General features: G+C 65.8%; 25 protein-coding genes. 19 read left to right on the top strand and 6 right to left on the bottom strand.

The window, feature by feature from the left end; all coding sequences use genetic code 11:
* Nucleotides 1-5: 5 nt before the first annotated feature.
* Nucleotides 6-794 (top strand): PAS domain-containing protein, encoded by a 789-nt coding sequence (locus tag ABIE41_RS19255; protein WP_192641861.1) that lies wholly within the window; start codon nucleotides 6-8, stop codon nucleotides 792-794.
* Nucleotides 795-832: 38 nt separating this feature from the next.
* Nucleotides 833-2,854 (top strand): EAL domain-containing protein, encoded by a 2,022-nt coding sequence (locus ABIE41_RS19250; RefSeq protein ID WP_192641860.1) that lies wholly within the window; start codon nucleotides 833-835, stop codon nucleotides 2,852-2,854.
* Between the two features lie 91 nt (nucleotides 2,855-2,945).
* Here the strand turns inward: ABIE41_RS19250 and ABIE41_RS19245 are convergent, their stop codons facing one another.
* Entirely contained in the window at nucleotides 2,946-3,476 is a 531-nt protein-coding gene (locus tag ABIE41_RS19245) for a CoA-binding protein (RefSeq protein ID WP_192641859.1), read from the bottom strand.
* 164 nt (nucleotides 3,477-3,640) lie between these two features.
* Complete coding sequence (locus ABIE41_RS19240; RefSeq protein ID WP_192641858.1) at nucleotides 3,641-4,453, bottom strand: enoyl-CoA hydratase; 813 nt, start codon at nucleotides 4,451-4,453, stop codon at nucleotides 3,641-3,643.
* Between the two features lie 118 nt (nucleotides 4,454-4,571).
* Here ABIE41_RS19240 and ABIE41_RS19235 point away from each other — a divergent pair, with 118 nt between their 5' ends.
* Nucleotides 4,572-5,015: a PaaI family thioesterase gene (locus ABIE41_RS19235; RefSeq protein ID WP_354192837.1), complete on the top strand. Its 444-nt coding sequence runs from the start codon at nucleotides 4,572-4,574 to the stop codon at nucleotides 5,013-5,015.
* A 24-nt stretch (nucleotides 5,016-5,039) separates the two neighbouring features.
* Here ABIE41_RS19235 and ABIE41_RS19230 read toward each other — a convergent pair whose 3' ends face one another.
* Entirely contained in the window at nucleotides 5,040-5,816 is a 777-nt protein-coding gene (locus ABIE41_RS19230) for a substrate-binding domain-containing protein (RefSeq protein ID WP_192641857.1), read from the bottom strand.
* Between the two features lie 237 nt (nucleotides 5,817-6,053).
* Here ABIE41_RS19230 and rplM point away from each other — a divergent pair, with 237 nt between their 5' ends.
* From rplM to argC, 6 genes are all read left to right on the top strand, one after another.
* Nucleotides 6,054-6,515, top strand: a complete 462-nt coding sequence (gene rplM, locus ABIE41_RS19225) for a 50S ribosomal protein L13 (protein WP_066734687.1) — start codon at nucleotides 6,054-6,056, stop codon at nucleotides 6,513-6,515.
* A 2-nt stretch (nucleotides 6,516-6,517) separates the two neighbouring features.
* Nucleotides 6,518-6,997: a 30S ribosomal protein S9 gene (gene rpsI / locus ABIE41_RS19220; protein ID WP_192641856.1), complete on the top strand. Its 480-nt coding sequence runs from the start codon at nucleotides 6,518-6,520 to the stop codon at nucleotides 6,995-6,997.
* A 160-nt stretch (nucleotides 6,998-7,157) separates the two neighbouring features.
* Nucleotides 7,158-7,910: an SDR family oxidoreductase gene (locus ABIE41_RS19215; protein WP_192641855.1), complete on the top strand. Its 753-nt coding sequence runs from the start codon at nucleotides 7,158-7,160 to the stop codon at nucleotides 7,908-7,910.
* A gap of 177 nt (nucleotides 7,911-8,087) precedes the next feature.
* On the top strand, nucleotides 8,088-8,369 hold the full coding sequence (locus ABIE41_RS19210; RefSeq protein WP_192641854.1) for a hypothetical protein: 282 nt from the start codon (nucleotides 8,088-8,090) through the stop codon (nucleotides 8,367-8,369).
* A gap of 16 nt (nucleotides 8,370-8,385) precedes the next feature.
* On the top strand, nucleotides 8,386-9,342 hold the full coding sequence (gene speB / locus ABIE41_RS19205) for an agmatinase (RefSeq protein ID WP_192642877.1): 957 nt from the start codon (nucleotides 8,386-8,388) through the stop codon (nucleotides 9,340-9,342).
* Between the two features lie 366 nt (nucleotides 9,343-9,708).
* Nucleotides 9,709-10,644, top strand: a complete 936-nt coding sequence (argC, locus tag ABIE41_RS19200) for an N-acetyl-gamma-glutamyl-phosphate reductase (protein ID WP_192641853.1) — start codon at nucleotides 9,709-9,711, stop codon at nucleotides 10,642-10,644.
* Between the two features lie 76 nt (nucleotides 10,645-10,720).
* Here argC and ABIE41_RS19195 read toward each other — a convergent pair whose 3' ends face one another.
* A complete protein-coding gene (locus tag ABIE41_RS19195) occupies nucleotides 10,721-11,569 on the bottom strand; it encodes a fumarylacetoacetate hydrolase family protein (protein ID WP_192641852.1) in 849 nt (282 codons plus the stop codon).
* A 427-nt stretch (nucleotides 11,570-11,996) separates the two neighbouring features.
* On the opposite strand from ABIE41_RS19195, the gene ABIE41_RS19190 reads away from it, so the two are divergent.
* Nucleotides 11,997-13,334 carry an OmpP1/FadL family transporter gene (locus ABIE41_RS19190; protein ID WP_192641851.1) on the top strand — a complete coding sequence of 446 codons (1,338 nt, stop codon included), beginning with the start codon at nucleotides 11,997-11,999 and terminating at the stop codon, nucleotides 13,332-13,334.
* Between the two features lie 584 nt (nucleotides 13,335-13,918).
* Here the strand turns inward: ABIE41_RS19190 and phaC are convergent.
* On the bottom strand, nucleotides 13,919-15,742 hold the full coding sequence (gene phaC, locus ABIE41_RS19185; RefSeq protein ID WP_192641850.1) for a class I poly(R)-hydroxyalkanoic acid synthase: 1,824 nt from the start codon (nucleotides 15,740-15,742) through the stop codon (nucleotides 13,919-13,921).
* A gap of 272 nt (nucleotides 15,743-16,014) precedes the next feature.
* Here phaC and ABIE41_RS19180 point away from each other — a divergent pair, with 272 nt between their 5' ends.
* The 5 genes from ABIE41_RS19180 (at nucleotide 16,015) to glpX (ending at nucleotide 20,865) form a co-directional block, all read left to right on the top strand.
* Nucleotides 16,015-16,314 carry a hypothetical protein gene (locus ABIE41_RS19180; RefSeq protein WP_354192831.1) on the top strand — a complete coding sequence of 100 codons (300 nt, stop codon included), beginning with the start codon at nucleotides 16,015-16,017 and terminating at the stop codon, nucleotides 16,312-16,314.
* Between the two features lie 210 nt (nucleotides 16,315-16,524).
* Nucleotides 16,525-17,745: an LL-diaminopimelate aminotransferase gene (locus tag ABIE41_RS19175; protein WP_192641848.1), complete on the top strand. Its 1,221-nt coding sequence runs from the start codon at nucleotides 16,525-16,527 to the stop codon at nucleotides 17,743-17,745.
* Between the two features lie 222 nt (nucleotides 17,746-17,967).
* Nucleotides 17,968-18,399, top strand: a complete 432-nt coding sequence (locus ABIE41_RS19170; protein ID WP_192641847.1) for a hypothetical protein — start codon at nucleotides 17,968-17,970, stop codon at nucleotides 18,397-18,399.
* Between the two features lie 57 nt (nucleotides 18,400-18,456).
* Nucleotides 18,457-19,803 carry a homoserine dehydrogenase gene (locus ABIE41_RS19165; RefSeq protein WP_192641846.1) on the top strand — a complete coding sequence of 449 codons (1,347 nt, stop codon included), beginning with the start codon at nucleotides 18,457-18,459 and terminating at the stop codon, nucleotides 19,801-19,803.
* A 63-nt stretch (nucleotides 19,804-19,866) separates the two neighbouring features.
* Nucleotides 19,867-20,865 (top strand): class II fructose-bisphosphatase, encoded by a 999-nt coding sequence (gene glpX / locus ABIE41_RS19160; RefSeq protein ID WP_192641845.1) that lies wholly within the window; start codon nucleotides 19,867-19,869, stop codon nucleotides 20,863-20,865.
* Between the two features lie 96 nt (nucleotides 20,866-20,961).
* On the opposite strand, the gene ABIE41_RS19155 is transcribed toward glpX, so the two are convergent.
* Nucleotides 20,962-21,633, bottom strand: a complete 672-nt coding sequence (locus tag ABIE41_RS19155) for a GntR family transcriptional regulator (protein ID WP_192641844.1) — start codon at nucleotides 21,631-21,633, stop codon at nucleotides 20,962-20,964.
* A gap of 197 nt (nucleotides 21,634-21,830) precedes the next feature.
* Between ABIE41_RS19155 and dctP the strand changes: the two genes are divergently transcribed.
* Genes dctP through ABIE41_RS19135 form a run of 4 tightly spaced genes read left to right on the top strand, consistent with a single transcriptional unit; the run spans nucleotide 21,831 to nucleotide 25,145 of the window.
* Entirely contained in the window at nucleotides 21,831-22,820 is a 990-nt protein-coding gene (dctP, locus tag ABIE41_RS19150; protein ID WP_192641843.1) for a TRAP transporter substrate-binding protein DctP, read from the top strand.
* Between the two features lie 34 nt (nucleotides 22,821-22,854).
* A complete protein-coding gene (locus ABIE41_RS19145; protein WP_192641842.1) occupies nucleotides 22,855-23,373 on the top strand; it encodes a TRAP transporter small permease in 519 nt (172 codons plus the stop codon).
* Complete coding sequence (locus ABIE41_RS19140; protein ID WP_192641841.1) at nucleotides 23,370-24,665, top strand: TRAP transporter large permease; 1,296 nt, start codon at nucleotides 23,370-23,372, stop codon at nucleotides 24,663-24,665. The genes ABIE41_RS19145 and ABIE41_RS19140 overlap by 4 nt, the downstream gene beginning before the upstream one ends.
* Nucleotides 24,666-24,701: 36 nt before the next feature.
* Nucleotides 24,702-25,145: a type II 3-dehydroquinate dehydratase gene (locus tag ABIE41_RS19135; protein ID WP_192641840.1), complete on the top strand. Its 444-nt coding sequence runs from the start codon at nucleotides 24,702-24,704 to the stop codon at nucleotides 25,143-25,145.
* The last annotated feature ends 42 nt before the right edge of the window (nucleotides 25,146-25,187 follow it).

Raw genomic sequence — 25,187 nt, 5'->3', positions numbered from 1 at the left:
AATCGGTGATCCTCGTCGATAAGCTGCCCTGTTCCGTTCTGATAACCGATGTCAGCGGGACCATCCTCGGGCTGAACCGCCAGATTACAGCTGTGACCGGTCTCGATGCTGCGGATCTGCAGGGCCAGTCGATCGACAGGATCCTCCCGCCTGCCAGCCGGATCTTTCTGCAGACCCATGTTTTTCCGACATTGTTGCGGAATGGGACGATTTCCGAATGCTTCTTTCAATTGATCGGGGCTGATCGGAAAGCCGTACCCGTATTGGCAGATTGCCGGTCGGACAGCTACGAAGGCCGCGAAAGCTACGTCTGGACATTCTTCGTCGCATTGGAGCGCACCCGCTTCGAGGCGGAGCTGATCGGCGCGCGCTCGCGCGCCGTGGAATCGGCGCTCGCAGTGACCACGAGCGAGCGCTTCCTGCGGTCGATGGCGGACGCGCTCCCGGGCTTGGTCGCCTTTTGGTCCAACGATCTGGTCTGCAAGTTTTCCAATCGGCACTATGCCGACTGGTTCGGCCGGAACGCCGACGAAATGGCCGGAGTACACATTCGGGATGTTTTGGGAGAAGAGCTTTTTAAACTCAACGACAAACACATCCGGGCAGCGCTTGCGGGTGAGCCGCAGCAATTTGAACGAAATATGCTCCGGCGAGATGGTTCGATTGCGTTCACCATCGCCCATTACACGCCGTTTTTCGTCAAGGGGAAGGTCGAGGGCTTCATTGCTCAGGCGAGTGACGTTACGGAGCTCAAGCTCTCTGAGGTTGCACTCACAAATCCCAGGAATTCCTGAATCGCACGGGAAACCTTGCAGGAGTAGGCGGCTGGGAGTTGGATATACCCACCGGATCGTTGACGTGGTCGGATGTCATTCGCGACATTCACGGAGTGCACGCCGGCTTCACGCCTGATCTCAATGAAGCCATTGGATTCTACACTGCGGAATCGCGGCCCGTCTTGGAAGCCGCCGTCAATGAAGCCTTTTCGACAGGAAAGAGCTTTGATCTCGAGTTGTCGATCAATCGCGTTGACGGCGTGCAGCGTTTTGTGCGCGCTGTCGGGTCAGCCGAGTTCTCCGACGGCCGCCCGGTCCGTCTCTCCGGCGCCTTGCAGGATGTCACCGAGCGTCGGAAACTCAGTGCTCAACTTGCCGAGCAGCACGAGTTGATGCGCGTGACGCTGCAATCGATTGGTGATGCGGTGATCACCACGGATGCCACGGGCCGGATTACATGGCTCAATCCCGTCGCTGAGCGAATGACGGGGTGGCGACAGGACGAGTCACAAGGCAAAGCTCTGGAAGAGATTTTCAGGATCGTCGATGAGACCACGCGCGCTGTTGCACCCAACCCGGTGGCGGCGTGCCTTGCCGAGGGGCGTATCGTAGGCCTCGCCGATCATACCATCCTGATTTCGAAAGACGGCACCGAATTCGGAATTGAGCATTCCGCCGCCCCGATCGTGCGGAATGACGGCGTGGTCCTGGGTGTTGTTCTGGTGTTTCACGATGTATCGGAACAAAGACGCCTTTCCAAGGAGATGAAGTATCGTGCAACGCATGATGCTTTGACGGGGCTGAAAAACCGCACCGAATTCGAAGCGCGTTTGAAGCTCTTGCTGGGCAAGTCCCGCGAGGACAGGTCCTGTCATGCGTTGCTGTATCTGGATCTCGATCAATTCAAGATCGTGAATGATACGTGTGGACATGCCGTGGGCGATATTCTGCTACGGCAGTTCAGCAGGCTGTTTCGCGATATCGCCCGAAACTGCGATACATTGGCCCGTCTCGGCGGTGATGAATTCGGCATCATTCTCGAAAACTGCTCCGTCGAGCTTGCCGAAAAGCTGGCGCAGCGGATTTGCGATGCCATGGATGATTTCCGGTTCGTGCACGATGGCCGGAAGTTTCGCGTCGGTGCCAGCATCGGACTGGTGCCGATCGACGCCCGCTGGGGTGATATCGCCGCTGTCCAGAAGGCTGCGGACTCGGCCTGCTACGCCGCGAAGGAAGCGGGACGGAACCGCTTTCACGGCTGGCTCGAGACCGATGTGGCCATGCAATCGCGTCAGTTCGAGGTGCAATGGACAAACCGGATCGAACGGGCGCTGGACGATGGCGGCTTCGTCCTGCATGCACAGACGATCCGTGCCCTCTCTGCAGACAAGCCCGGACTGCATGCTGAACTCCTGCTTCGGATGAAGAGCGATGATGGCTCGCTGGCAGCCCCGGGGGCCTTTTTGCCCGCAGCAGAACGGTTCCATCTGATTTCGCGCATCGATCGCTGGGTTCTGCGCGAGGCAACCAGGTGGATTGCCAGCGTCATTGCGGTTCAGGACATTCGGCTGATCAGTTTGAACCTCTCGGGACGGTCGATTGGCGACCGGGCCTTCCACTCCTGGGCGTTTGACGTCTTGGAACGCGCCGGGCGAGACATCTGCTCGAGAATCTGTATCGAGATCACCGAGACCGAGGCCATTACCAATCTCGCGGATGCAGCCGCCTTCATCGAGCGCGTGCGATCGATGGGGATCAAGGTCGCACTGGATGACTTCGGTGCGGGAGCATCGTCGTTTGGCTATCTGAAATCGCTCCGGGTCGATTTCATGAAAATCGACGGCCGCTTCATTCGCGATCTCGTCACCGATAAGCTGAACGACGTCATGGTTCGCTGCTTTGTCGATATTGCGAAAGTCGTCGGCGTCCAGACCGTTGCGGAGTTTGTCGAGACGAGCGAAACGCTAGACCGTCTCCGCATCATCGGCGTCGACTATGCGCAGGGGTTTCTGCTCGGCAAGCCGGAACCGCTCGCTCGCATCTTCGATGGCGTGCCGGCCGTCCTGGAGCCGACCTGACCTGGCACGATTTCGTTAGCCAGCGGAGCCGTCCAGCAGCGCTTCGATTTCACGCGCGAGATGGAGCGGCTGGCCCGCGCCACGTGGCTCTCTATGTCCCCGGGCGGTGGATCGTCAGCTTCTGGAAGCCCTTGCCGGCCAGCACAGGCTTCTTCGAGGAGAGGATGCGGGAGTTGATGCCCTGCCAGCCGATCTCGCCCGAGAGCCGGCCGTATTCGATCTTGGGACAGCGGTTCATGATCACGGTGACGCCCTTCGCCTCGGCGCGCGCCGCCGCCTCGTCGTTGCGCACCGAGAGCTGCATCCAGATCACCTTCGGCAGCGGATCGAGCGTCAGCGCCTCGTCGGTGAGCGGCCCGGCGGCTTCCGAGTTGCGGAAGATCTCGACCATGTCGATCGCGCCCGGCACGTCCTTCAGCGAACCATAGACGGTCTTGCCCAGCAGCGTCTGGCCGGCGAGGCCGGGATTGACGGGGATGACGTCATAGCCCCGGTCGAGCAGGTATTTCGTCACGATCCAGGAGGGGCGCGCCTCGTTGGCTGAGGCGCCGACCAGCGCGATGCGCTTCACGCTCTTGAGGATATCGCGGATCTGGCTGTCAGGGTAGGCGTCGTGGGACATGGAATTCCAAGGGTGAGGCGGCGGGGATGAAGAGCGTCATGCTCGGGCTCGACCCGAGCATCTCCGGCCAGAGATTCGCGGGTCTGCTCGGAGTTTATCCTTGGGCCGATCGAAGATCTGACCCGAGGGCTCCGCCCGAGAATGACGCCAATGTTGCGCCCGCGCTACCCCTTCCACACCGGCGCCCGCTTCCCCACGAACGCACCGATTCCTTCCTCGGCGTCGCGCGCGAGCATGTTCTCGACCATCACCGCCGAGGCGTGGTCATAGGCCGCCGCCAGCCCCATCTCGCGCTGCTCGTAGAAGGCGCGCTTGCCGATGCGGATGGTCGCCGATGATTTCGAGGCGATCACGGCCGCCAGCCGCTGCGCCTCCGCCAGCGCGCTGCCGGCCACCACCACGCGGTTGACCAGCCCCATACGGGCGGCCTCGTCGGCGGGCACCATCTCGCCCAGCAGCAGCATCTCCATCGCGTGCTTGGCGGAGAGGTTGCGCGTCAGCGCCACCATCGGCGTCGAGCAGAATAGGCCGATATGGACGCCCGGCGTGCAGAAGCGGGCGGCTTCGCCCGCCACTGCGAGATCGCAGCTTGCGACGAGCTGGCAGCCGGCCGCGGTCGCCGTGCCCTCGACGGCCGCGATCACCGGTTGGGGCAGGGCGGTGATCTGCTGCATCACGCGCGAGCAGCGCCCGAGGATGTCGGTGAAATAGGCCCTCCCGCGATCGGGATCGGCGCGGTGCGCGCTCATCTCCTTGAGGTCGTGACCGGCGCAGAAAACCGGGCCTTCGGCTGCCAGCACGACCGCTTTGACGCTCCGGTCGGCGGCGATGGCGGTGAAGCTTTCTGCCAGCGCGGCCAGCATCGCCTCGCTGAGCGGGTTGCGCGATTGCGGCCGGTTCAGCGTGAGGACGGCGATACCGTCGTGGTCCTCGCGCCGCAGCGCGGGCGCCGCCTCGGGGCGGGCATGGGCATTCATGACGGGGACCTCGGCGTTTCCGTGAGCGTTTGCCTGTGCGTTTTGACGTATTGTCCGCCGCGCTCCCCCATGCTGCAAGGGGCATCTCCTCATCGCAGCCTGTGCCGGACCGCCCGAGATGACCCTGCGCGACACCACACCCCGCATGAATGCCGCGCAGCTCGAGGCTTTCCTCGACGAGGTCTTCCCGCAGCTCCATAGCGGCGGGCGGACCTATTTCGTCGAGGAGGTCGGGCCGATGACGGCCCGCATGCGCTGCGACTATCATGAGAAGCATCTGCGGCCGGGCGGCACAATCTCCGGCCCGACCATGATGGCGCTGGCCGATCTCGCGCTCTATGCGGCGATCCTCGGCCAGATCGGCCCGGTCGCGCTCGCCGTGACCACGAGCCTGTCCTTCAACTTCCTGCGCAAGCCGGCGCCCGCAGCACTGATCGGGGAGGCGCGGCTGCTCAAGCTCGGCAAGCGCCTGGCCGTCGGTGAGGTCTCGCTCTACTCGCAGGGCGAGAGCGAGATGGTCGCCCATGCGACGGGGACCTATTCGATCCCCGCCGATCGCTGAGCCGATTCGATCACGGTCTGCCGGCTACTTGACCGGCAGCGGCTCGAGCCCGGATTTGCGGATGGTCGGGGCCGACTCCAGCGAGCCGAGGCAGGAGATCAGCCGGCGCGCCGCCTCCGGCTCTTTGGTCCCGGCGGCGAGCCCGGCTGAGAAGATCGTCACCCGCTGCACCTCCTCGGGAAGCGTGCCGACGAAATCGAGCCCGTCGATGGTGACGAGTTCGCTGACCTGCTGGAAGCCGAGCTCGGCCTCGCCGCGTGCGACCACCGAGCCGACGCGCTCGCTGAAGATCTTCTTCGACTTGGCCATCACGGCGCCGCTGGGGTCGAGCTTCGGGAACAGCTCCTCGGAGAGATAGGTGCCGCTGGCGCTGGCCGAATAGGCGATCGACTTCGCCTCCAGCAGCGTCTTCCTGAGGGCCTCGACCGTCGAGATGTCCGGCTTCGGCGCGCCGGCCTTGACCGAAAGGCCGATGGCCGAGCGCACGAGATCGACCCGGCTGCCGGGCACGCCCTTGCCGTCGGCGACGAGCTTGTCGAAGGCCTCCGACGCCAGGATGACGATGTCGGCAGGCTCGCCCCGCGCCAGCCGGTTGGGAATCGCGTCGGGCGCGGCGCCCATCGAGGCGCCATAGGCGCTGACGACCTTCTGGCCGATCTTCGCCTCGCAGCCGGCGACCAGCTCCTTGTAGGCAGCGGTGAAGCCGCCCGAGCTCATGACATGCACATCGGCCAGGGCCGGCGTGGCTGCGAACAGGGCCAGCGCAGTCAGGATGGCGGGGCGGGTCAGTTTCTGTTTCATGGCGTTTCCTCCGGCCGACATGATTTGCCGGAACGAAGAGGGCAGGCAAGCAGCGTGGTTTCGCTCATGCGGTATCTGGATACCTTTATCGGTATCTCTCTCGAAAACTTCGCGATTTCGGCTTCCGCTGCGCATTCGCGTGCTTGACACCGGAGCGGCCTGCCCCTATCCCCCGCTCACACCGCCGCCGGTTTCCGGCGGCTTCTCCTTTTTTCAACGCTCCGAAGGGTGCCCGCGATGAAGACCATCTCGCTCAAGCCCGCCGATGTCGAAAAGAAGTGGGTTGTGATCGACGCCTCCGGGCTCGTCGTCGGCCGTCTCGCCTCCGTGGTGGCGATGCGTCTGCGCGGCAAGCACAAGGCGGCGTACACCCCCCATGTCGACTGCGGCGACAACATCATCGTCATCAATGCCGACAAGGTGGTCCTGACCGGCCGCAAGCGCGACCAGAAGGTGTACTACCACCACACCGGCTATGCCGGTGGCATCAAGGAGCGTTCGGCCAAGTTCATCCTCGAGGGGCGCTTCCCTGAGCGCATCGTCGAGAAGGCCGTCGAGCGCATGCTGCCCCGCGGCCCGCTCTTCCGCCAGATCCTCGGCAACCTGCGCGTTTACAAGGGCGCCGAGCACCCCCATGCGGCCCAGTCGCCGGAGACGCTCGACGTCGCCGCGCTCAACAGCAAGAATGCGAGGGTCTGATCATGGCTGAAGTTCTCCAGTCTCTCGCCGATCTCGGTGGGGTCAAGGCCACGCAGGCCGAGTCCGCTCCGGTTCACGTCAAGAAGGTCGACGCCCAGGGCCGCGCCTATGCCACCGGCAAGCGCAAGAACGCCATCGCCCGCGTCTGGATCAAGCCCGGCACCGGCAAGATCACGGTCAACACCCGTGACCAGGAGGTCTACTTCGCGCGCCCCGTGCTGCGCATGGTCCTCCAGCAGCCGCTGCAGCTCGTCGATCGCCTGACCCAGTACGACGTTGTCGTCACGGTCAAGGGCGGCGGTCTCTCCGGCCAGGCCGGCGCCGTCCGTCACGGCATCTCCAAGGCCCTGACCTTCTATGAGCCCGAGCTTCGCGGCCCGCTCAAGAAGGAAGGCTTCCTGACCCGCGACTCGCGCGTCGTCGAGCGTAAGAAGTTCGGCAAGGCCAAGGCCCGCCGCAGCTTCCAGTTCTCGAAGCGCTGATCGTTTCCAGACTGTCCGATATGTGGAAAGGGCGGCTCGCAAGAGCCGCCCTTTTCGTATTGACTGCTCCGCCAGCCAGCATCCTTCGAGACGCGGGCCAGGGGCCCGCTCGTCAGGATGAGGCCCCGGTATCAAACGCGACAATCCCAAGGAGCCACCCATGTCCCGCCCCGTCCTCCTCGTCACCGGCGGCAGCCGGGGCATTGGTGCCGCCATCTGCGTCATGGCCGCACAGCGCGGCTACGACGTCGCGGTGAACTACCAGAGCGCGGCGCAGGCCGCGGCCGAGGTCGTGGCCGCCTGCGAGGCGGCCGGAGCGAAAGCGGTCGCGCTGCAGGGCGACATGGCCCAGCAGGACGATATCGCGCGCGTCTTCGCGGAAGCGCAGGCGGCGCTGGGCCCGCTCACCCATGTCGTCAACAATGCCGGGATCACCGGCCCGGCGAGCAAGCTGGCCGAAGCCGACCCGCAGACGATCCGCACCTGCATCGACGTCAACGTCACCGGCGCGATTCTGGTGGCGCGCGAGGCGACGCGCGCGCTCCTTGCCAACGCGGAAGCGAAGGGCAGGACGATCGTCAACATCTCCTCGATCGCGTCGGGCCTTGGCGCACCCGACGAGTTCGTCTGGTATGCGGCCTCCAAGGGCGCGATCGATTCCCTGACGGTCGGCATGGCGAAGGAGCTGGCGCCCGCCGGCATCCGGGTCAATGCGGTCGCGCCGGGCATGACCGAAACCGAGATCCACGCTCTTTCGTCAGGCGAGCCCGGCCGCGTCGCCCGCATCGCGCCCTCGATCCCGCTCAGGCGCGCCGCCCAGCCCGAGGAGATTGCGGAGGTCGTGCTCTTCGCCCTGTCGGACGCCGCGTCCTATGTCGTCGGCTCGATCCTGCGCGTCGGCGGCGGGCGGTAGGGCAGCGTACGCGTCATGGTCGGGCTTGATCCGACCATCTCTTGCAGGAGATTCCCGGGTCAGCGCGGAGTTGATCCTTGGGCCGATCGAGGATCGCACCCGAGGGCTGCGCCCGAGGATGACGCATCGCTGATGGCTTCGGCTGGCGTCTCTGCCGCTTCGTGCTAAATCGCCCCCATGCGCGTCCTCCTGATCCTCATCGCCTTCGGCATGATCGCCCTGCCGGCCCTGATCGCACTGGCGCGGCGGGATCTGCCGCGCGGGCGGCGCATCGCCAATGCGCTGGTGATCTTCCTGACGCCCGCCGTGGCACTCGGCCTGATCCATGGGATGCCGGAGCTGGACGGGCGGGCGCTGCAGAACCCGGTCGCCTGGACGACGCTGCGGCTCGTGCTGTCTGGCCTCGCGCTGATCCTGCCCTGGTGCCTCTATGTCTGGCTGGTGGGGCGCCGCCCATGAGGAGGCGAGCGGCGCGATGACCGAGCAGGCCGGCCCGGGATCGATCGACCACGCCTTCACGGGGGAGCGCCGCGGCGGCGCGGCCGACCCGACCTATGCAGGCGCGCTCTCCTTCATGCGCCGCCGCTACGGCAAGGACGTCGCCGGCTGCGATCTCGTCATCTGGGGCGTGCCCTTCGATCTTGCCGTGACGAACCGGCCCGGCGCCCGCTTCGGCCCGCAGGCGCTGCGCCGCGCCAGCGCCATCTTCGACGGCGACCCGCAATATCCGTCCGGCCTCGATCCCTTCGCGCATCTGACGGCGCTCGACTATGGCGACTGCCTGCTGCCGCGCGGCGACCTCGCGGGCTGCGCCCGCGCCATCGAAGCGGAAGCCGCCGGCATCCTCGCCTCCGGCGCGCATCTGGTGACACTGGGGGGCGACCATTTCGTCACGCTGCCGCTGCTGCGCGCCCATGTCGCCCGCCATGGCCGGCTTGCACTGATCCAGTTCGACGCGCATCAGGACACCTGGGATGACGGTGTCGGCGCCATCGGCCACGGCTCCTTCGTGCTGGAGGCAGTGCGCGAGGGCCTGATCGATATCGAGCGCTCGATCCAGATCGGCATCCGCACCGTCGCGCCGCGCGATGGCGGCATCGACATCCTCGACGCCTACACCGTCCACGAACTCGGTGTGGCGGGAACGCTCGCGCGGATCCGCGAGCGGGTCGGGGAGGGGCCGGCCTATCTCACCTTTGACATCGACGCGCTCGACCCCGCCTTCGCGCCGGCCACGGGCACGCCGGTCTCGGGCGGGCTGTCCGCCGAGCAGGCGCTGCGCCTGGTCTGGGGCCTGCGCGACCTCGACATCCGCGGCATGGACCTCGTCGAGGTCTCGCCGCCTTACGACCATGCGGACATCACCGCGATCGCGGGCTCGACCCTGGTGCAGCACCACATCCAGGCGCTGGCGCTGAAGAAGGCCGGTTGAATCGGATTATCCGCGGACGGCACCAAGCGATTCCGATCGTTGAGAAACCCGCGCCTGCTCGGACTTGACCCGAGCATCTGGGGTCGAGCCACCCTCTACGGCCCGGGTCGACGGAGATTCGAGGGGCGTCGCTTCGCGCCGAGCGAGAATGACGATGCAATTGACAGCGCCCCCTCCCTCCCTCATATCCCGCTCATGACCAAGACCCTGTCCCGACGTCGCACCGCACCGGCCGCCCTTGCGCGACCGCGGTGACGCTCGGCTTGCAGCCCGATTGTCCGCGACCGCGCCCGGAGCGCGGTTTTTTTATGCCTGAAGCCGGCCAAGTGTCTTGAGCCGATCCCCCAGACGCCTTGCGAGGGTCCGATGAGCCAGAACCCCAAGTCCATCTTCATCGACGGCGAGGCCGGCACCACCGGGCTCGGCATCCGCGACAGGCTGGCCGCGATGCCGGGCGTCGTCGTCCGCAGCATCGACCCCGACAAGCGCAAGGACCCGGCCGCCCGCCAGGAGATGATGGCGCAGGTCGATCTCGTCGTGCTCTGCCTGCCCGACGACGCCGCCAAGGAATCGGTCGCGCTCGCCGATGCGCTGGGGGCGAAGTCGCCCAAGATCGTCGACGCCTCGACCGCCTATCGCGTCGCGCCGGATTGGGTCTACGGCTTCGCCGAGTTGGAACACGGCCATGCCGCCAAGATCGCCAAGGCCACCCGCGTCTCGAACCCCGGCTGCTATCCGACGGGCGGCATCGCGCTGCTGCGGCCGCTGGTCGATGCCGGCTTCATCTCGCCCGATCACCCCGTCACCATCAATGCGGTGTCGGGCTATTCCGGCGGCGGAAAGAGCATGATCGAGGCCTATGTGGCGGGTACCGCGCCGGCCTTCGAGCTCTATGGCCTCGGCCTCAAGCACAAGCACCTGCCGGAGCTGCAGCAATATGCGCGGCTGTCGCGGCGGCCGATCTTCATCCCCTCGGTCGGGAATTTCCGGCAGGGCATGCTGGTTTCGGTGCCGCTGCATCTCGACACGCTGCCGGGCAAGCCCAAGGCGGCCGATCTCGCGGATGCGCTGGCCGAGCATTACGCCGGCTCGACCTTCGTTTCGGTCGTCCCCGCGGCGCAGGCCGGCGGCAAGCTCGAGCCGCAGGCGCTGAACGACACCAACAAGTTGGAACTGCGCGTCTTCGGCGACGACGATCTGCGCCAGGCGGTGCTGGTCGCGCGGCTCGACAATCTCGGCAAGGGCGCCTCGGGTGCCGCCGTGCAGAACATCCGGCTGATGCTCGGCCTACCGGAGAAGTGAGCCGGCCCGCCTGCGGCGGGCGCGATAAAAAAAGGGCCGCGCGAGCGGCCCTTTTCCATGTCGAGGAGGAGCGATCTCAGCCCTGATAGGCCTTGAAGTGCTGCTGCTGCTCGCCGAGGCCCTCGATGCCGAGCTTCACGATCTCGCCGCCCTTCAGGAAGCGCGGCGGCTTGAAGCCGAGGCCGACGCCGGGCGGCGTGCCGGTGGTGATTACATCGCCCGGATCGAGCCGCATGAACTGGCTGATATAGTGGACGAGATAGGCGCAGCCGAAGATCATCGTCTTGCTCGAGCCGTTCTGGACGCGCTCGCCATCGACTTCCAGCCACATGGCGAGGTTCTGGACGTCCTTGACCTCGTCCGTCGTCACCATCCAGGGGCCGAGCGGGCCGAAGGTCGGGCAGCCCTTGCCCTTGGCCCACTGGCCGCCGCGCTCGATCTGGAACTCGCGCTCCGAGACGTCGTTGCAGACGGCAAAGCCTGCAATCGCGGCCATGGCCTTGTCTTCCGGGATGTAGGAGCCGCCGTCGCCGATGACGATGGCGAGTTCGACCTCCCAGTCCGTCTTCTTCGAGCCCTTGGGAATGATCACGTCGTCATTCGGGCCGACGATGCAGTTGGGCGCCTTGTTGAAGAGGATCGGCTCCTTCGGGATTTCGGCGCCGGTCTCGGCCGCATGGTCGGCGAAGTTGAGGCCCACCGCGATGAAATTGCGGACGTCGCCGACGCAGGCGCCGATGCGCGGCGCGCCGTCGACCTTCGGCAGCGACTCGGGGTCGATCGCCTTGATTTTGGCCAGCGAGGCGGACGTCAGGGCCTTGCCGGCGACGTCCGGGATGGTTCCGGAGAGGTCGCGCAGAACGCCCTTGGCGTCGAGGAGGCCGGGCTTTTCCTGGCCCGCGGCCCCGTAACGTAGCAGTTTCACGTCGTTTCCCCCGTTTCAAACGATCTAATTGGGCCGCGATCCTGACAAGAGCCCGGCCGGAAAGACAAGCCCATTCGCACGCATGGCCCGGATGCGAAGGGCTGCCGGCGGTATTGTTGCGGGAATGCAACGAACGTCATGAAAGCTGACTGCCCGTCTCTTGAGCGGGCCTGTCTTGAAATGCGCCAGAAACACGAAAAGCCACGATAGTTCGCATGTAAACGATGTCTTTGGCGGCGGGTTGAAGCCGGCAACATTAAAAACCGCTGGATTCGGGGCGTTTTCGGCCCTTCCCATTCGTCAAATCCGGCTGCCGCACCAAATTCGGCAACTTCGCGGCGGCATTGCGGCGGCGGGCGGCACACGGCATGCTTGGATTCGAGCGGGACGTCGCAGTCCCGAAGAAACGCAAGACGGGATGGATTCGATGAAGGGCTTCGTTCGTACAGCCGCTGCGGCCACGGTTTCGGTCGCGGCCCTCCTCGCCGCCGGCGCGGCCCAGGCTGGCTCCTTCGCCATCCGCAGCGGCCAGAGCGCCGAGGGCCTCGGCATGGCCTATGCCGGCGCGGCGGCAGGCGGCATTGGCATGGGCTCGATGGCCTGGAACCCGGCCACGATCACCATGTTCCCCGGCCGCAACAGCCAGTGGAACGTCACCTATCTCTATGCCAACGCCGCCTATGACCCGACCTCGCCGACGCGTCTCGGCTCGCCGGTCGGCCCGCTCAGCCCGATCCAGAACGGGTCCGGCAACATCGGCGGCGACGGCGCCTTCATCCCGGCCTCCTACTCCGCCTGGCAGCTCACCGACCGGCTCTGGATCGGTCTGACCACCGGTGCGCCCTTCGGCCTTCGCTCCAAGGCTGACGATCAGGTCTATGCCGGACAGGTCTATGGCCGCTCGGCCAATCTGAAGACGATCAACGTCTCCCCGACCATCGGCTACAAGGTCAACGACTGGCTCTCCGTCGGTGCCGCCGTCCAGGTCCAGTATCTGAAGACGAGCCTGAAGAACGCCACCGGCGCGACGCTGGGCACGGCGATCGGGCCCTTCGCCCCCAACCAGGTCCTGAAGGGCGACACCGTCGACGTCGGCTTCCGCGTCGGTGCGACCCTGACCCCGCTGGCCGGCACCACGATCGGTATCGGCTACCGGTCCTCGATCCACCAGACGCTGGAGGGCACGATCTCGACCGTCGCCGGCGTCGGCCCGATCAAGGCCAACCTCAATCTGCCGGATTCGGTGGTCGTCGGCGTGTCGCAGGTCATCAACGACCAGTGGCAGGCTCATCTCGGCGTCGAGTGGACCAACTGGAGCCGCTTCCGCCGCATCCCGATCGTCAGCCAGATCAGCGGCCTGCCGATCTCGAGCCTGAACTTCGTCTATGACGACAGCTGGTTCTTCAGCGGCGGCGTCGAGTACAAGTACAACCAGGCCCTGACGCTGCGCGCCGGTGTCGCCTATGAGCTGTCGCCGGTGAACGACACCAACCGCACCGTCTTCATCTCCGACAACGACCGTCTCTGGCTCTCGGCGGGCGCGAGCTACCAGGTCAGCGAGAAGATCAAGCTCGATGTCGGCTACACCTACATCAACGTGAACAAGGCCAAGGTGAACTACGGCGGCACGCATCCGCAGCAGGGCCCGGTCTTCTTCACCGCCGAGGCCAAGCCCTACATCCACATCGTCTCGGCCGGCCTGACCTATCGCTGGGACAACCCGGCTCAGACGATCCCGGTGCAGCCGGCGGTTCGCAAGTTCTGAGCGCACCCACAGCGCCTCACGAGAAAGCCGGCCCTCGCGGGCCGGCTTTTTTGTTTGTCCGGAGCGGAGCTGCGAGTCGACAGCCCACGTTGCTGATCATCTAAAAACGAGGGAGTTTCGATGATTGTGGATTTGGAGGAGCCCTTGGCTGAAAAGCATGAAGAGTTGCCGCCACCAGGGATCCATCAGAAACTCAGCTGCGGATTTATAGTCCTCTTCTGTTTTCTCATTATGCCAATGATGAATTGGGTGGTTTTCCCAATTCTCCAGCACTTTCCTGGCAAAGCGGCGTCGTATGTGATCGTTGGCGGTTGTTGCGCGGTGTTGTTATGGGGCGAGTTCCGTCATCGGCGTCGTCGGCCGAGGGGCTGAAGTTGCAGACGAGCCGCAAGCAGCCCCTGACGTCGGCGGATCGGGACGCTCGATCTTGTAGCCGACGGATAACGGTCCGGGCGGCTGCCGTGCGAAGAGTGTTACCCACGCCGGGACTGGGACGCTTCCGTGGTGCAAGCGTCGGCATGATCCTGTTGTGGCAATCATGGCTCGGACCGGCCTAGGATCGGCCCTCGTCCGCCCCAGCCCGCTCAGGCCTTCTTCAGCACATAGGTCCCCGGCGCATCGGCGAGTGCCGGCAGCTTGCCTGAGCCCGGCATCCGCGCCTTGACCCGCTTGGGCGCCTGCGCCTCGACCCAGCCGAACCAGTGCGGCCACCAGGAGCCCGGATGCTCCTGTGCTGCTGCGATCCAGTCCTCATAGCTTCCCCGCGCCGGTCCGCCGGTCCAGTACTGGTACTTCACCTTGCCGGGCGGGTTGACCACCCCGGCGATGTGGCCCGAGCCCGCGACGATGTAGTCGACCGGCCCGCCGAAGCATTGCGAGCCGGTGAAGACCGAGCGGGCAGGGGCGATGTGGTCCTCGCGCGTCGCGAGGTTGTAGATCGGGATTGTCACCGCCCCGAGATCGAGGAGCTTGCCGCCGATCACCATCTGGCCCTTGGAGAGCTTGTTCTCGAGATAGCAGTTGCGCAGGTAGAAGGAGTGGTTTGCCGCCGGCATCCGCGTCGAATCGGAGTTCCAGTAGAGCAGGTCGAAAGGCGTCGGTGCCTTGCCCTTCAGGTAGTTGTTCACCGCATAGGACCAGATCAGGTCGTTGGGCCGCAGCATGTTGAAGGCGCCCGCCATGCGCGCTCCATCGAGATAGCCGCTCTTGGTCATCTGCTCCTCGACGGCCCGGATCTGCTCCTCGTCGACGAAGACGGAGAGCTCGCCGGCCTGCGAGAAATCGACCTGGGTGGTGAAGAAGGTCGCGCTGTCGATACGCTTGTCCCCTATCGCTGCCATATAGGCCAGCGTGACGCCCAGCAGCGTGCCGCCGACGCAGTAGCCGATCGCGCTGACCCTCTTCTCGCCGGTCGCCAGCTCGATCGCGTCGAGCGCCGCGAAGACGCCCTCGCGCATGTAGCTCTCGAAATCCTTGGTGGCGTGGCGCTCGTCCGGATTGACCCAGGAGATGCAGAACACCGTCAGGCCCTGGGCGACCGCCCAGCGGATGAAGCTCTTCTCGGCGTTGAGATCGAGGATGTAGAACTTGTTGATCCAGGGCGGCACGATCAGGAGCGGGCGCTTCAGCACGGTCTCGGTCGAGGCCGCGTACTGGATCAGCTCAATGATGTCGTTGCGGAAGACGACCTTGCCCGGCGTCGAGGCGATGTTGACGCCGATCTTGAAGGCGCCCGGGTCGGATTGCCGGATCTTGAGCTCGCCGCGGCCGGCCTCGATGTCCTCGGCCAGCATCTTCATGCCGCGAACGAGGTTCTCGCCGTTCTGCTGCAGCGTCTCGCGCAGCAATTCGGGATTCGTCGCGACGAAGTTGGAGGGCGAGAGCGCACTGGCGATCTGCTTCACATAGAAGCGCGCCTTCTCGCGGGTATGGGGATCGAGGTCTTCCGCCTGGTCGACCATCGATTCGGCCCAGCGCGTGCCGATCAGATAGGCCTGCTTGACGAAGTCGAACATCGGATGCGCCGACCAGTCGGGATCGGCGAAGCGCGCATCGCGCTTGTCCGGCTCGATCACGGGCTTGGCCTCCTCGCCACCGGCCCGCTTGAGCATCGTGCTCCATAACGTCAGGAAATCGCCCGTCAGCGAGGCCTGCGCCTCGATGATCTTGCGCGGATCGGAGACCCATTTTTCGGCGACGCGGCCCAGCGTCTTGACCATTTCGCTGGCTTCGTCGGCCTGTCCGCCCTTGGCTTCGCCGCGCTCGATCGGCTTGAGATAGGCGGCGGTGACCTTGCCGTATTCCTCGACGAGGCGGCTCATGTTCTGGGCGAAGGCATCGAGATCCGGCACCGGCACTTCGGCCGACCCGGTCGCATCCCCGGACTTATCCCCGGTTCGCCGGTCCATCGCGCTCTCCCCGTCGCACGTCTTATGCGGGGATGCTGTCTGCTCCCCATTTTGGTCCTATTAAGGACGTAGCGGATATCGGCTACAAAGAGAATTCCGCAACGTGCCGGATCAAACCATGCCGCAAGCCCGATTCCAGTCCACGCCGCTCCTGCCGCTCCTGATGCTGGCCAGGCCTCGCGGTCGTCGCGGCAGGCTGCGCGAGCGAGACCGGCAAGGTCGTCGCGGAGGCCACAGGCTTTGCCACCACAGCCGCCGAGCCGAAGCCCTTCGTGCGCGAAACGCGCCCCGGCGAGGTCGCCTATATCCCGGTCGGCACGACCCTGCCGGTCAACCCGCTCTGCGAGGGCGACACGCCCCGGCCGGCCTTCGTTCCGCAGGGACAGGCGGCGCGCTTCATCTATCGCCCCGACGGCCGCAAGCCGAACGAGGACTGCAAGCCCAGGGCCGAGTTCAAGAAGATCGAGGCCGAGCTTGAGGCCAAGCGCACCGCCAACGAGGCAGCCGGCACTGAAGCGAAGACGCTAGGCAGCACGCCCGCCCCCAAGCCGGCCGTGCTGCCCACCAACTGATGTCCACCAATCGAGGTCTCGCCGGGCCAGCCGCTCGCTGGCTTGCGATTGAATCTTGCGTTTTTGATCCGCCCATGACCAAAGATGCGGCCGGAGGCGCGCTGCGCGCAACGATCTGAATCGCGGGGAGGGCGTGGCGCCGTTGGGAGCCGGCCCGGGCATTCCCGCAGACATGATGCTGCCGGTTCATCCGGCGAAGGAACTGTTCGAATGGCCGATTTTCACCGCATCAAGCGCCTGCCGCCCTACGTTTTCGAACAGGTCAACAAGATCAAGGCCGCCGAGCGCGCCAAGGGCGTCGACATCGTCGATCTCGGCATGGGCAATCCCGACCTGCCTGCGCCCAAGCATGTCATCGAGAAGCTGGTCGAGACCGCCGGCAAGCCGCGCACCGACCGCTACTCGGCCTCCAAGGGCATCGGCGGCCTGCGCCGCGCCCAGGCGCATTATTACGAGCGCCGCTTCGGCGTGAAGCTCAATCCCGACACGCAGGTCGTCGCGACGCTCGGCTCGAAGGAAGGCTTCGCCAATATGGCGCAGGCCATCACCGGGCCCGGCGACGTCGTGCTGGTGCCCAACCCCAGCTATCCGATCCACGCCTTCGGGTTCCTCATGGCCGGTGGCGTCATCCGCTCCGTGCCGGCCGAGCCGACGCCGGCCTTCTTCCCGGCGCTCGAGCGGGCGATGATCCATTCGGTACCCAAGCCGATCGCGCTCGTCACCTGCTATCCGGCGAACCCGACCGCCTACACTGCGTCTCTCGATTTCTACCGGGACCTCGTCGCCTTCGCGAAGAAGCACGAGCTGATCCTGCTCTCGGACCTCGCCTATGCCGAGGTCTATTTCGACGAGAACGACCCGCCGCCCTCGATGCTGCAGGTGCCGGGCGCGATGGATGTCACGGTCGAGTTCACGTCGATGTCCAAGACCTTCTCGATGGCTGGCTGGCGCATGGGCTTCGCGGTCGGCAATGAGCGGCTGCTGGCGGCGCTGGCCCGCGTGAAGTCCTATCTCGACTATGGCGCCTATACGCCGATCCAGGTCGCGGCGGCGGCTGCCCTCAACGGCCCCGACGACTGCATCCGCGAGATGCGCGAGATCTACCGCAAGCGCCGCGATGCGTTGGTCGAGAGTTTCGGCAAGGCGGGCTGGGAATTCCCGGCGCCGGCGGCCTCGATGTTCGCCTGGGTGCCGATTCCCGAGAAGTTCCGCCATCTCGGTTCGCTGGAGTTCTCGAAGCTTCTGATCGAGAAGGCCGAGGTCGCGGTCGCGCCCGGTATCGGCTTCGGCGAGCATGGCGACGACTACGTCCGCATCGCCATCGTCGAGAACGAGCAGCGCATCCGCCAGGCTGCCCGCAATGTCGGCCGCTTCCTCAAGGGCGCCGACCACACGCTGCACAACATCATCCAGATGCCGAAGGCGGGGTAAGGGGGAAGTACGGGCCCCGGCCTCAGCCCTCATCCTGAGGAGCGCTCCGCAGGAGCGCGTCTCGAAGGATGCGCTAGGAGGCGCCCGAACCAACTGGACCATCCTTCGAGACGCCGCTGACGCGGCTCCTCAGGATGAGGGCTCGGGAGACTGGACCCCGACCCTAAAACATGGGAACCCCTCGCCACGGACGATCCCGTCCGGGATGGGGCTTCCAGCGCGATGATCAGCAAAGGCCGTTTGCTAGCCGCGGGCGTCATCCTGTTTGCGCTGGTCTGCCTCGTCAGCACCGTCGACTTCTCGCGCGGACGCGTGCCCCAGACGAATTCGCCGTTGATCTCCGACGTGCTCGCCGCGACCACCGCCCGCGAATGCGGGCGCGACGCCACCGAGGTCGTCGCGCGCCATCTGCCGGCCGGCATCGAGCAGGCGGCGGCGGAGCGCATTCTCGCCGAGGCTGTCATCGAGCCGCCGCGGCCCTGGTTCTGGACGCCCGTCAACGAGAACGCCACGACCTGGACCGGCGACACGCTGGAAGCGCTGCGCACCATCAAGATCACCGCTTTCGGCACCAACCTGCTGCGTGTCCACATGACCTTCGGGGAGGGCAGGCTGCGCCGCCTCGCCGCCGAGGTCGTCTGCCGCTTCGGCTGAGCGCGGGACGGGGCTTCGCCGTTGACTCGGCCGCCCCCCTCATGCGACGCCGCCGCCATGACCAGCGCTACTGCCCAGCCCGCCGCCACACCCCTCCGCATCGGCCTCGCCGGGCTTGGAACCGTCGGCGCCTCCGTGCTGCGCATCCTGCGCCGGCAGGAGAATGCGCTGAGCGAGCGCTGCGGCCGCGCCATCCGCGTCACCGCCGTCTCGGCCCGCGACAGGACCCGTGATCGCGGCGTCGATCTGGGCGGGCTGACCTGGTTCGATGATCCGGTGGAGCTGGCGCGTTCGTCCGAGATCGACTGCCTTGTCGAACTGGTCGGCGGCTCGGACGGTCCGGCCAAGGCCGCGGTCGAGGCGGCGCTGTCGGCCGGCAAGTCCGTCGTTACCGCCAACAAGGCGCTGCTCGCCCATCACGGCGTCGCGCTCGCGACGCTGGCGGAGGAGAAGGGCGTCGCGCTCGCCTTCGAGGCCTCCTCGGCCGGCGGCATCCCGATCGTCAAGACGCTGCGCGAGGCGCTCGCCGGCAACACGGTGACGCGGCTCTACGGAATCCTCAACGGCACCTGCAACTACATCCTCTCGCGCATGGAGATGGAGGGGCTGACCTTCGAGGCCTGCCTGAAGGACGCCCAGCGCCTGGGTTATGCCGAGGCCGACCCGACATTCGATGTCGAGGGCTACGACACCGCCCACAAGCTCGCCATCCTCACCAGCCTCGCCTTCGGCACGAAGATCGACGCGGAAGCGATTCATGTCGAAGGCATTTCCTCGATCGCGCCGCTCGACCTGAAGATGGCCGACGAGCTTGGCTACCGCATCAAGCTCCTCGGCGTCGCCGAGCGGACAAAGGCCGGCATCGAGCAGCGCGTCCACCCGACCATGGTGCCGAAGTCGTCTGCCATCGCGCAGGTGATGGGCGTTCTCAACGCCGTCACGGTCGATGCCGACGCCGTGCGCGAACTCACCCTCGTCGGTCCCGGCGCCGGTGGCGACCCCACCGCCTCGGCCGTCGTCGCCGACATCGCCGATGTTGCCCGCGGCACGGCGGGGCTGCCCTTCGGCCTGCCGGTGGCGCGCCTCGAGACGGCGGCCCGCACCCCGATGCAGCGGCATGAGGGCGGCTATTATGTCCGCCTCTCGGTGGTGGACCGCCCCGGCGCCGCCGCCGGAATCGCGACCCGCATGGCCCAGGCCGACATCTCGCTGGAGAGCATCGTGCAGCGCCGCTCCGCGGCTGCCGCGGCGCAGGACCCGGCCGGCCGCTCGGGCACCCCGGTGCCGGTCGTGCTGATCACCTACGCCACGAGCGAGGCCGCCATCCGCTCCGCTTTGGAGCAGGTCTCGGCCGATGGCCATATCGCCGAACCGCCGCAAGTCATCCGGATCGAACGGGAGTAGGGTTCAGGCGTTGTCTTCGCCGTGAACGCTCGCCATCGACCGCAAAACCAAAGGGAACCGCTCATGTCCGACGATCTCCGCATTTCCTCCTCCCAGATCATCGAGCGCTATCTCTCGATGGAGCTGGTGCGCGTCACCGAGCGCGCGGCGGTCTCGGCGGCGCGGCTGCGCGGCCATGGCAATGAGAAGGCGGCGGACCAGGCGGCGGTCGATGCGATGCGTCGCGAGCTGAACCGCCTGCCGATCGACGGCGAGATCGTCATCGGCGAGGGCGAGCGCGACGAAGCGCCGATGCTCTTCATCGGCGAGAAGGTCGGCACGCGGCAGGGCCCGAAGGTCCATATCGCCGTCGATCCGCTTGAAGGCACGACGCTCTGCGCCAAGGACATGCCCGATTCGATCGCCGTGATGGCGATGGCGGAAGCCGGCAAGCTGCTCAACGCGCCCGACGTCTACATGGACAAGATCGCGATCGGCCCCGGCTATGCCCGCGGCGTTGTCGATCTCGACGCCTCGGCCACCGACAACATCCATGCGCTGGCCAAGGCCAAGGGCGTCAAGCCGAGCGAGATCTCGACGCTGATCATGGACCGCCCGCGCCATGCCAAGCTGATCGAGGAGGTCCGCAAGACCGGCTGCTCGATCCGCCTGATCACCGATGGCGACGTCGCGGGCGTGATCTACTGCACAGAGCCGCACAAGACCGGCATCGACCTCTATCTCGGCATCGGCGGCGCGCCCGAGGGCGTGCTGGCGGCAGCGGCGCTGCGCTGCGTCGGCGGCCAGATGCAGGGCCGCCTGATCCTCGACACCGAGGAGAAGCGCGCGCGTGCCCTGACCATGGGCATCACCGACCCCAACAAGAAGTACAGCATGGAAGAGATGGCGTCGGGCGACACCATCGTCTGCGCCACCGGCGTCACCAATGGCGGCATGCTCAAGGGCGTGCGCTTCGGCAAGGAGGTCATCGAGACGGAGACGATCGTCTATCGCTCGATCACCGGCACGGTCCGCCGCATCCATGGCGAGCATCGCGACTTTGGCAAGTTCAAGCTCGACTGAGCATGCCGGCACGGCCCGCGCGCAGCGCGGGCATTGCATCGCTATCAAGGCGGCCGGATTTCCGGCCGCTTTTTCGTTTGTGCGCTTCGGAGACTGCTACGGCAGCAGGCCTGCAGCCAGCGTGTGCTCGACGCAGCCCTCGACATGCCTCGTGAGCACGGCGATGGCACCCCTGGCATCGCGCCTGAGCGCGCAGTCGAGCAGCGCCTCGTGCTCTTCGGCAGCGATCTCGCCCCGGAAGACGACGGCGACCATCTGGTAGCGCAGATACTTGTCGTAGATCGCGCCATGGGTCTCCAGCAGCACCTGGGATCCGCAGGCGGAGATCAGGGCGTGGTGGAATTCCCAGTCATAGCGCTTCCAGAGTTCGGGATCGTCGCGGTCGCGCGCCAGCATCCGGCGCTCCATCAAGGCGAGCTTGTGATGGGCAGCGACCACGCGCCCCTCCCACTCCATGTCCCCGGCCGCGAAGGACTGGGCCAGAGCGTGGCCTTCGAGCAAGAGCCGCATCGCAGCGATCTCGCGCAGATTCGTCGCCGAGACGGGCGTGACCACGAAGCCCTTCTGGCCTTCGGCCTCGATCAGGCCCTCTGACGCCAGACGGCTGAGCAGCTCGCGCAGCGTGCTCACGCTGGCTTCGTAGCGCTCCCGCAGGATCTCGAGCTTCAGCTTCTGGCCCGGGGCCAGCCGACCGAAAATGATGTCGGCACGGATGCGACGATAGGCGGTTTCGCCGACGGACAGCGGCTGTGGCGTGAGGCTGAGCATGAGGTGGCCCTGCTGGGTGCGCCGCGGCGGAGCGATGCAGCGCCGCCATCATAGCCGATTGGCCGACCAGAACAATCCATATGGCGAAATCGAAAATCTCATATGAAACGAGAAATCGATGTTGCGTCGCGCATCTGCCTTGGCGATAGTGCGGACCATAAGGCGGCGTCACAATCCGCTCTCAGGGGAGGTTTCTCATGGCTCTTTCGATCGACAGGCGGGCCTTGCTGGCCGGCGGTGCAGCCCTCGCCACGTCCGGCTTCGCCGGCGGCGCCTTCGCCCAGGCCAAACCCAATCTGCGCTTCTCGGCAGTCTTCTCCGAGCAGGATATCCGCGCCGAGATGATGAAGCGCTTCGGCGAGGCGATCAAAGACGACTTCACGCTCCAGCCCTACTACGGCGGGAACCTGTTCAAGCAGGGCACCGAGCTGGTCGCCATGCAGCGCAACAACCTCGAGATGGGCAACATTGCGCCGCAGGACATCTCGAACCAGATTCCGGAATGGTCGATCGTGACCTCGGCCTATCTGTTCCGCGACGCCGCCCACCTGAAGAAGATGTTCGCCAGCGACGTCGGGGCCGAGCTGAAGAAGGTTGCCGAGGACAAGCTCAACATCAAGATCCTTGGCCCGACCTATTTCGGCGCGCGCCAGGTCGGTCTCAAGCCCAAGAAGAAGATCACGACCCCGGCGGACCTGGCCGGCGTCAAGCTGCGCATGCCCGGTGGCGATGCCTGGCAGTTCCTGGGTCAGTCGCTCGGCGCCAACCCGACGCCGATGGCCTATGCGGAGGTCTATACCGGCCTGCAGAGCGGCGCGATCGACGGGCAGGACAATCCCCTGCCCAACGTCCAGAACATGAAGTTCTACGAGGTCTCCTCGCAGATCGTGCTGACCTCGCATCTCGTCGGCTTCGACCTGCTCTGCGTCACCGACCGGGTCTGGAAGGCGATGTCCCCGCAGAAGCAGGCCGCCTTCCAGGCCGCCGCTGATGCCGCGATCGACTGGAGCGCCCAGCAGCATCTCGACAAGGAGAAGGAGCTCGTCGACTTCTTCAAGAAGCAGGGTCTCGAGGTCTATGCACCCGACGTCGCCGCCTTCCGCGACTTCGCCCAGAAGAAGTATCTCGCCTCCGACCTCGCCAAGAGCTGGAAGCCCGGCATGATCGACAAGATCAACGCGCTCTGACGCTCAGGCACAGGCGACGGGGAGGGCAGCGGCCTTGACGGATCAGCTCCGGGCGCTCGGCGGGTGGCTCGCCCGCCGGGCGGAGAATGTGCTGGTGGCGATGCTCGGCGCGATGTTCGCCGTGTTCATCCTCCAGATCGTCTTCCGATACCTGCTCAACCTCCCGATCGGATGGACGCATGAGATCAGCGTCATCCTCTGGCTCTGGATCGTGCTGTTCGGGGCCGCCTTCGTCACGCGCGAGAGCGACGAGATCCGCTTCGACATCCTCTATGGCTCGGCGGGCCCACGGACGCGCCGCATCATGGCCGTCGTCACCGCCACCGCGCTGGTCGTTCTCTACACCCTCTCCCTGCCGGCGATGGCCGACTACGTCACCTTCATGAAGGTCGAGCGGACAGCCTATCTCAAGCTGCCGTTCAACTGGGTCTATTCGATCTATCTGGTCTTCGCCGTCGCTGCGATCGCCCGCTACCTCTGGCTCGGCTGGCAGGCTCTGCGCGGCCGCGCGCCCGAAGCCTTCGATCCCACCAAGGCTGGCTCGGGGATATGACGAGCCCGTTTTCGCTCTGCATCCTGGCGATCGTCACACTGTCGCTGCTCGGCCTGCCGATCGGCCACGCGATGATTGCGGGCTCGGTCTTCTACCTGCTGCTGACGGGCCAGGACCTCAGCATCGCCGCCGAGCAACTGCTCAACGGCATGTACACCAACTACGTCATCCTCGCCGTGCCGCTCTTCATCCTCGCCGCTGAGCTGATGAACATCGGCTCGATGACGGAGCGGCTGCTGCGCTTCTGCGATGCGCTGGTCGGGCGCTTCCGCGGCGGTCTCGCCCAGGTCAACATCGTCCAGAGCGTCATCTTCGCCGGCATGTCGGGCTCGGCGATTGCCGATGCCGCCGGCACCGGGCGCATGATGCAGGCGATGATGACCAAGGACGGCAAGTACCCGGCGAGCTTCGCCGCGGCGCTGACGGCGGTATCCTCGGTGATCGGGCCGATCATCCCGCCCTCGATCCCGATGGTGCTCTATGCGCTCGTCTCCGACGCGTCGATCGGCTTCCTCTTCCTGGGTGGCGTCATCCCCGGGCTGCTGATGGCCGGCGTCCAGATGGGAATCGTCGGCTACACCGCCAAGGCACGAAACTTCCCCGTCGAGCCGCCGATACCGCTGCGTGAATGGCCGGGCATCACCTGGCGTGCCCTTCCGGCGCTGCTGATGCCGGTCGTCCTGCTCGGCGGCATCTATGGCGGCGCCACGACGCCGACCGAGGCAGCCGCCGTCGCCGCAGCCTATGCGCTGGCGATCTCCGTCGTGCTCTATCGCAGCGTCTCGCTGCGCGATTTCTACACCTCGCTCGCCTACAGCGCCCGCACCACGGCCTCCATCGGCATGCTCATCGCGGGCGCGCTGGTCTTCAATTACGTCGTCACGATCGAGAACATTCCCGAAAGCCTAAAGGTCCTGCTCTCGGGCTGGAACCTCACGCCGATCGGGTTCCTGCTGCTCGTGAACGCGGTGCTGTTGGTTCTCGGCTGCCTGCTGGAAGGCACCGCCATCCTGCTGATCGTGGTGCCGGTGTTCATCCCGACCGCCAAGGCGCTCGGCATCGACATGGTCCATTTCGGCGTCGTGGTGGTGGTCAACATCATGCTCGGGCTGATCACGCCGCCCTATGGGCTGCTGCTGTTCATCATGAACACCATCACCGGCGTGCCGCTGCGCGACATCGTGCGGGAATGCATGCCGTTTCTCGCCGCAATGGTCGCCGCACTGGCGGTGATCACGTTCTTGCCCGGCCTCGTCCTCTGGCTGCCGCGCCTGATGGGCTATCCGGGCTGAGCGGCGAAGCCCTCTCCCCTTTTTCACAGGTGACGCGTGACCAAGCCGATCTACGTCCTCAACGGCCCGAACCTGAACCGCCTTGGCACGCGCGAGCCGCATCTCTATGGCAGCACGACGCTTGCCGAGGTCGAGGCGATGTGCCGGGAAGCGGCTGGCGACTGTCTCGTCGCCTTTCGCCAGTCCAATCGGGAATACGAGCTGATCGACTGGATCCATGAGGCCATCGACGAGGGCTGCGCCATCGTGATCAACCCGGCCGCCTTCACCTTCACCTCGATGGCGATCCTCGACGCGCTCAAGATGTTCCCGGGCCCGGTCATCGAGCTCCACATCACCAACATCCACCGTCGCGAGCCGATCTACCACCGCTCCTATGTCTCCCTGGTGGCCACCGCGATCATCGCCGGGCTCGGGGCCTGGGGATATGGCGTGGCCGTCCACGCGGCGCTTGAGCTCGTCCGCGCAAAGGCGGCCTGACCGGGCGCACCGGAGCGCTCACTCGCGCGGGTTCGCGCGACA

The sequence above is a fragment of the Bosea sp. OAE506 genome, assembly GCF_040546595.1.
Classification (GTDB): Bacteria; Pseudomonadota; Alphaproteobacteria; order Rhizobiales; family Beijerinckiaceae; genus Allobosea.
This window is presented reverse-complemented; position numbering and strand designations above follow the sequence as displayed.

Excerpts from the sequence above, each read along its gene's own strand:
- ABIE41_RS19245 (WP_192641859.1), bottom strand. The coding sequence starts at position 3,476 with ATGTCCCACGACGCCTACCCTGACAGCCAGATCCGCGATATCCTCAAG.
- ABIE41_RS19240 (WP_192641858.1), bottom strand. The coding sequence starts at position 4,453 with ATGAATGCCCATGCCCGCCCCGAGGCGGCGCCCGCGCTGCGGCGCGAG.
- ABIE41_RS19235 (WP_354192837.1), top strand. The coding sequence starts at position 4,572 with ATGACCCTGCGCGACACCACACCCCGCATGAATGCCGCGCAGCTCGAG.
- ABIE41_RS19230 (WP_192641857.1), bottom strand. The coding sequence starts at position 5,816 with ATGAAACAGAAACTGACCCGCCCCGCCATCCTGACTGCGCTGGCCCTG.
- rplM (WP_066734687.1), top strand. The coding sequence starts at position 6,054 with ATGAAGACCATCTCGCTCAAGCCCGCCGATGTCGAAAAGAAGTGGGTT.
- rpsI (WP_192641856.1), top strand. The coding sequence starts at position 6,518 with ATGGCTGAAGTTCTCCAGTCTCTCGCCGATCTCGGTGGGGTCAAGGCC.
- ABIE41_RS19215 (WP_192641855.1), top strand. The coding sequence starts at position 7,158 with ATGTCCCGCCCCGTCCTCCTCGTCACCGGCGGCAGCCGGGGCATTGGT.
- ABIE41_RS19210 (WP_192641854.1), top strand. The coding sequence starts at position 8,088 with ATGCGCGTCCTCCTGATCCTCATCGCCTTCGGCATGATCGCCCTGCCG.
- speB (WP_192642877.1), top strand. The coding sequence starts at position 8,386 with ATGACCGAGCAGGCCGGCCCGGGATCGATCGACCACGCCTTCACGGGG.
- argC (WP_192641853.1), top strand. The coding sequence starts at position 9,709 with ATGAGCCAGAACCCCAAGTCCATCTTCATCGACGGCGAGGCCGGCACC.
- ABIE41_RS19190 (WP_192641851.1), top strand. The coding sequence starts at position 11,997 with ATGAAGGGCTTCGTTCGTACAGCCGCTGCGGCCACGGTTTCGGTCGCG.
- phaC (WP_192641850.1), bottom strand. The coding sequence starts at position 15,742 with ATGGACCGGCGAACCGGGGATAAGTCCGGGGATGCGACCGGGTCGGCC.
- ABIE41_RS19175 (WP_192641848.1), top strand. The coding sequence starts at position 16,525 with ATGGCCGATTTTCACCGCATCAAGCGCCTGCCGCCCTACGTTTTCGAA.
- ABIE41_RS19170 (WP_192641847.1), top strand. The coding sequence starts at position 17,968 with ATGATCAGCAAAGGCCGTTTGCTAGCCGCGGGCGTCATCCTGTTTGCG.
- ABIE41_RS19165 (WP_192641846.1), top strand. The coding sequence starts at position 18,457 with ATGACCAGCGCTACTGCCCAGCCCGCCGCCACACCCCTCCGCATCGGC.
- glpX (WP_192641845.1), top strand. The coding sequence starts at position 19,867 with ATGTCCGACGATCTCCGCATTTCCTCCTCCCAGATCATCGAGCGCTAT.
- ABIE41_RS19155 (WP_192641844.1), bottom strand. The coding sequence starts at position 21,633 with ATGCTCAGCCTCACGCCACAGCCGCTGTCCGTCGGCGAAACCGCCTAT.
- dctP (WP_192641843.1), top strand. The coding sequence starts at position 21,831 with ATGGCTCTTTCGATCGACAGGCGGGCCTTGCTGGCCGGCGGTGCAGCC.
- ABIE41_RS19140 (WP_192641841.1), top strand. The coding sequence starts at position 23,370 with ATGACGAGCCCGTTTTCGCTCTGCATCCTGGCGATCGTCACACTGTCG.